Origin of the sequence: Enterobacter cloacae complex sp. IR53030 (assembly GCF_049238365.1) — a bacterium.
Taxonomy (GTDB): domain Bacteria; phylum Pseudomonadota; class Gammaproteobacteria; order Enterobacterales; family Enterobacteriaceae; genus Enterobacter; species Enterobacter kobei.
Genome location: NZ_JBMKHA010000055.1, coordinates 1 through 5,302, shown reverse-complemented (window position 1 = coordinate 5,302; position 5,302 = coordinate 1). Strand labels below are relative to the sequence as shown.

At 62.1% G+C, this 5,302-nt stretch carries 5 protein-coding genes; 3 read left to right on the top strand and 2 right to left on the bottom strand.

The genetic code is table 11. The features are described from left to right. Nucleotides 1–139: 139 nt before the first annotated feature. Genes ACOTXR_RS24905 through mphR(A) form a run of 3 tightly spaced genes read left to right on the top strand, consistent with a single transcriptional unit; the run spans nt 140 to nt 2,864 of the window. A complete protein-coding gene (locus ACOTXR_RS24905) occupies nt 140–1,045 on the top strand; it encodes an Mph(A) family macrolide 2'-phosphotransferase (RefSeq protein WP_000219391.1) in 906 nt (301 codons plus the stop codon). Continuing rightward, entirely contained in the window at nt 1,042–2,280 is a 1,239-nt protein-coding gene (mrx(A), locus tag ACOTXR_RS24900; protein WP_000004159.1) for a macrolide resistance MFS transporter Mrx(A), read from the top strand. Before ACOTXR_RS24905 ends, mrx(A) begins: the two co-directional genes overlap by 4 nt. Continuing rightward, nucleotides 2,280–2,864, top strand: a complete 585-nt coding sequence (gene mphR(A), locus ACOTXR_RS24895; RefSeq protein ID WP_001137892.1) for a macrolide-binding transcriptional repressor MphR(A) — start codon at nt 2,280–2,282, stop codon at nt 2,862–2,864. Before mrx(A) ends, mphR(A) begins: the two co-directional genes overlap by 1 nt. Before the next feature lie 492 nt (nt 2,865–3,356). Here the strand turns inward: mphR(A) and ACOTXR_RS24890 are convergent, their stop codons facing one another. Both ACOTXR_RS24890 and ACOTXR_RS24885 read right to left on the bottom strand, forming a co-directional pair. Then, nucleotides 3,357–4,121: an IS6-like element IS6100 family transposase gene (locus ACOTXR_RS24890; protein WP_001389365.1), complete on the bottom strand. Its 765-nt coding sequence runs from the start codon at nt 4,119–4,121 to the stop codon at nt 3,357–3,359. 506 nt (nt 4,122–4,627) lie between these two features. Beyond that, the gene (locus ACOTXR_RS24885) at nt 4,628–5,128 is read right to left on the bottom strand and encodes a GNAT family N-acetyltransferase (protein ID WP_000376623.1); all 501 of its coding nucleotides are present in this window, start codon (nt 5,126–5,128) and stop codon (nt 4,628–4,630) included. Nucleotides 5,129–5,302: the final 174 nt, after the last annotated feature.

The window sequence follows — 5,302 nt, the reverse complement described above, 5'->3', positions numbered from 1 at the left end:
AGAGTTTTTGAAATGTAAGGCCTTTGAATAAGACAAAAGGCTGCCTCATCGCTAACTTTGCAACAGTGCCGGATTGAATATAACCGACGTGACTGTTACATTTAGGTGGCTAAACCCGTCAAGCCCTCAGGAGTGAATCATGACCGTAGTCACGACCGCCGATACCTCCCAACTGTACGCACTTGCAGCCCGACATGGGCTCAAGCTCCATGGCCCGCTGACTGTCAATGAGCTTGGGCTCGACTATAGGATCGTGATCGCCACCGTCGACGATGGACGTCGGTGGGTGCTGCGCATCCCGCGCCGAGCCGAGGTAAGCGCGAAGGTCGAACCAGAGGCGCGGGTGCTGGCAATGCTCAAGAATCGCCTGCCGTTCGCGGTGCCGGACTGGCGCGTGGCCAACGCCGAGCTCGTTGCCTATCCCATGCTCGAAGACTCGACTGCGATGGTCATCCAGCCTGGTTCGTCCACGCCCGACTGGGTCGTGCCGCAGGACTCGGAGGTCTTCGCGGAGAGCTTCGCGACCGCGCTCGCCGCCCTGCATGCCGTCCCCATTTCCGCCGCCGTGGATGCGGGGATGCTCATCCGTACACCGACGCAGGCCCGTCAGAAGGTGGCCGACGACGTTGACCGCGTCCGACGCGAGTTCGTGGTGAACGACAAGCGCCTCCACCGGTGGCAGCGCTGGCTCGACGACGATTCGTCGTGGCCAGATTTCTCCGTGGTGGTGCATGGCGATCTCTACGTGGGCCATGTGCTCATCGACAACACGGAGCGCGTCAGCGGGATGATCGACTGGAGCGAGGCCCGCGTTGATGACCCTGCCATCGACATGGCCGCGCACCTTATGGTCTTTGGTGAAGAGGGGCTCGCGAAGCTCCTCCTCACGTATGAAGCGGCCGGTGGCCGGGTGTGGCCGCGGCTCGCCCACCACATCGCGGAGCGCCTTGCGTTCGGGGCGGTCACCTACGCACTCTTCGCCCTCGACTCGGGTAACGAAGAGTACCTCGCTGCGGCGAAGGCGCAGCTCGCCGCAGCGGAATGAGCGAACGTCGATATAGCCCGCTCGCGACGCTGTTCGCGGCGACCTTTCTCTTCCGGATCGGCAACGCGGTGGCGGCCCTCGCGCTTCCATGGTTCGTCCTGTCTCATACAAAGAGCGCGGCCTGGGCGGGCGCCACGGCCGCTAGCAGCGTCATCGCGACCATCATCGGCGCGTGGGTTGGTGGTGGCCTCGTCGATCGGTTCGGGCGCGCGCCCGTCGCATTGATCTCGGGTGTGGTGGGCGGCGTGGCCATGGCGAGCATCCCACTGCTCGATGCCGTTGGCGCCCTCTCGAACACTGGGCTGATCGCTTGCGTGGTGCTCGGTGCCGCGTTCGACGCACCCGGTATGGCCGCGCAGGACAGTGAGCTGCCCAAACTCGGCCACGTCGCCGGGCTCTCCGTTGAGCGCGTCTCGTCACTGAAAGCGGTGATCGGGAACGTCGCGATTCTAGGTGGCCCGGCCCTTGGGGGGGCCGCAATCGGCCTGCTTGGCGCTGCGCCAACGCTCGGGCTGACGGCGTTCTGCTCCGTCCTTGCAGGTCTGCTCGGCGCGTGGGTGCTTCCCGCGCGTGCCGCTCGGACGATGACCACGACGGCGACTCTCTCCATGCGCGCCGGCGTCGCTTTTCTCTGGAGCGAACCCCTGCTGCGCCCTCTCTTTGGTATAGTGATGATCTTCGTGGGCATCGTTGGCGCCAACGGCAGCGTCATCATGCCTGCGCTGTTTGTAGATGCAGGACGCCAAGTAGCAGAGCTCGGGCTGTTCTCCTCAATGATGGGGGCTGGTGGTCTCCTTGGCATTGCCATTCATGCGTCGGTCGGCGCCCGGATATCAGCGCAGAACTGGCTGGCGGTGGCATTTTGTGGCTCTGCGGTGGGCTCGCTTCTGCTTTCACAGTTGCCAGGCGTGCCGGTGCTGATGTTGTTGGGCGCGCTCGTGGGACTGCTGACCGGCTCAGTCTCTCCCATTCTCAACGCTGCCATCTACAACCGCACGCCGCCAGAACTTCTCGGCCGGGTACTCGGCACGGTCTCGGCGGTGATGCTGTCAGCCTCGCCCATGGTTATGCTTGCGGCCGGCGCGTTTGTCGACCTTGCTGGTCCGCTCCCTGGCCTCGTTGTATCGGCCGTGTTTGCGGGGCTCGTGGCTCTACTCTCGCTCCGTCTTCAATTTGCTACAATGGCGGCGGCAGCCACAGCCTCCGCCCCAACCCATACAGAAGGTGAACACTGATGCCCCGCCCCAAGCTCAAGTCCGATGACGAGGTACTCGAGGCCGCCACCGTAGTGCTGAAGCGTTGCGGTCCCATAGAGTTCACGCTCAGCGGAGTAGCAAAGGAGGTGGGGCTCTCCCGCGCAGCGTTAATCCAGCGCTTCACCAACCGCGATACGCTGCTGGTGAGGATGATGGAGCGCGGCGTCGAGCAGGTGCGGCATTACCTGAATGCGATACCGATAGGCGCAGGGCCGCAAGGGCTCTGGGAATTTTTGCAGGTGCTCGTTCGGAGCATGAACACTCGCAACGACTTCTCGGTGAACTATCTCATCTCCTGGTACGAGCTCCAGGTGCCGGAGCTACGCACGCTTGCGATCCAGCGGAACCGCGCGGTGGTGGAGGGGATCCGCAAGCGACTGCCCCCAGGTGCTCCTGCGGCAGCTGAGTTGCTCCTGCACTCGGTCATCGCTGGCGCGACGATGCAGTGGGCCGTCGATCCGGATGGTGAGCTAGCTGATCATGTGCTGGCTCAGATCGCTGCCATCCTGTGTTTAATGTTTCCCGAACACGACGATTTCCAACTCCTCCAGGCACATGCGTAAACGGAGGTGTGCAGAGTCCCTGCGGCAGGCGACGAACACGACCGTCGTCGATTAGTACCGGTACGGTCGGTGGTATCGAAGTCTTGATCACCACTCAGGTCTACGGCTTACAAATGGTGACCATCCCGATACTTGCGTCAGAGCACCGGGCCGATTCTTTGACAGTGAATCACTCCCGTAAGGTTGTGCCGGTGTGGGTGTCCCGGGTCGAGACGATACTCCGCCAATGCGCCCAGCAAACAACCTGGCCATCGCAGGTGGTGGGGAGCGGTGTGGCGGATGAGTTGGACAAGTTGGTGTAGCAGCACGAGCACGGCGAGATAACATCGCAGGAGTTCGACATGCTCAAGAGACAGCTGATTGCGAATCGCGATGCAGATTCATAACCCGATTGCGGGTTGGCTTCACTCCACCATCACCGAGCAGACTAGCACGGCGGGCTCTGTTGCAAAGATTGGCGGCAGTCAGAGGTAGGCTGTCGCTCTGCGCCGATCAGGCGGCTGCTGCGAAATGGTGGTTGAGCATGCCCATGGCCTCCGTCAGCGCCGAGGGCCCAATGCCAAAAGCTCTCTCCACAAGGCGCACCTCGCCCCTGATGCCGGGCTGCAGGCACCAGGGGCGAGCCTGTCCTTTGCGCAGGGCTCGCATGACTTCGAATCCCTTGATCGTGGCATAGGCCGTGGGGATCGATTTGAAACCGCGCACCGGCTTGATCAGTATCTTGAGCTTTCCGTGATCGGCCTCGATCACGTTATTGAGATACTTCACCTGCCGGTGGGCCGTCTCCCGGTCCAGCTTTCCTTCGCGCTTCAATTCGGTGATCGCTGCACCATAGCTCGGCGCTTTGTCGGTATTGAGCGTGGCAGGCTTTTCCCAGTGCTTCAGGCCTCGCAGGGCCTTGCCCAGGAACCGCTTCGCTGCCTTGGCGCTGCGGGTCGGCGACAGGTAGAAATCGATCGTGTCGCCCCGCTTGTCGACTGCCCGGTACAGGTAGGTCCACTTGCCCCGCACCTTGACGTAGGTTTCATCCAGGCGCCAGCTCGGATCAAAGCCACGCCGCCAGAACCAGCGCAGCCGCTTCTCCATCTCCGGGGCGTAGCACTGGACCCAGCGATAGATCGTCGTATGGTCGACCGAAATGCCGCGTTCCGCCAGCATTTCCTCAAGGTCGCGATAGCTGATCGGATAGCGACAATACCAGCGCACCGCCCACAGGATCACATCACCCTGGAAATGGCGCCACTTGAAATCCGTCATCGTTCCGTCCGTCCAATCTCCGCCAAGCATGCTCAAGCTTCACGATTTTTGCAACAGAGCCCACACGAGTATTGAGCATAGTCGAGATTGGTGCAGATCACTTCTGATATTGAACTGTCAGGAGCTGGCTGCACAACAGCCATTACGCCCAATCAACTGGTGCAGTCGTCTTCTGAAAATGACATTTGGTATCTCTCATAAACGGATGTTTTTGAGAGAACTATCTTCGGCCTTCACACGCACGAAAGGCGGCGAAGCTCCGCCGTTAATCCGTCCGCCGGAGATCTCGCCCAGGCAGGCTGAAGGCCGAGCAAGCCTGACAGGCCCGAAAAGCCCGGCACGGGCGTCGGCGGCGATGACGGCGGCGGCATTATCCAGGGTTGATGATGGAAGTGGAGGATATCGACAACCTCTCGCGCAACCAAGACATCGCGGTCGGACTGCAAGTGATCTTGAAGCCACGGGCCCGTCCCACCCCGACATGGACCTCGATGCCCGAACGGACGTTAGATTTCGAGTTCTAGGCGTTCTGCGATGAAGGTTGGATCCCAGCCGGGATTGAAAGTGTCGACGTGGGTGAATCCGAGCCGCTCGTATAGGCCACGCAGGTTCGGGTGGCAGTCGAGCCGCAGCTTGGCGCACCCCTGCGTTCGCGCGGCATGGCGGCAAGCCTCGATCAGCGCGGAGCTGACACCCCGGCCCGCATGTGTCCGTCGCACCGCGAGCTTGTGCAGATATGCGGCCTCCCCCTTGAGGGCGTCGGGCCAGAACTCGGGATCCTCGGCCGACAAGGTGCAACAGCCGACGATGCCGTCGCTGCAACTCGCGACTAGGAGCTCGGATCTCAGGACGAAGGTCTCCGCGAATGTCCGGTCGATCCGCGCGACGTCCCAGGCGGGCGTTCCCTTGGCGGACATCCACGCCGCAGCGTCGTGCATCAGCCGCACAACCTCGTCGATATCACCCGAGCAGGCGACCCGAACGTTCGGAGGCTCCTCGCTGTCCATTCGCTCCCCTGGCGCGGTATGAACCGCCGCCTCATAGTGCAGTTTGATCCTGACGAGCCCAGCATGTCTGCGCCCACCTTCGCGGAACCTGACCAGGGTCCGCTAGCGGGCGGCCGGAAGGTGAATGCTAGGCATGATCTAACCCTCGGTCTCTGGCGTCGCGACTGCGAAATT

Excerpts from the sequence above, each read along its gene's own strand:
- ACOTXR_RS24890 (WP_001389365.1), bottom strand. The coding sequence starts at position 4,121 with ATGACGGATTTCAAGTGGCGCCATTTCCAGGGTGATGTGATCCTGTGG.
- ACOTXR_RS24885 (WP_000376623.1), bottom strand. The coding sequence starts at position 5,128 with ATGGACAGCGAGGAGCCTCCGAACGTTCGGGTCGCCTGCTCGGGTGAT.
- ACOTXR_RS24905 (WP_000219391.1), top strand. The coding sequence starts at position 140 with ATGACCGTAGTCACGACCGCCGATACCTCCCAACTGTACGCACTTGCA.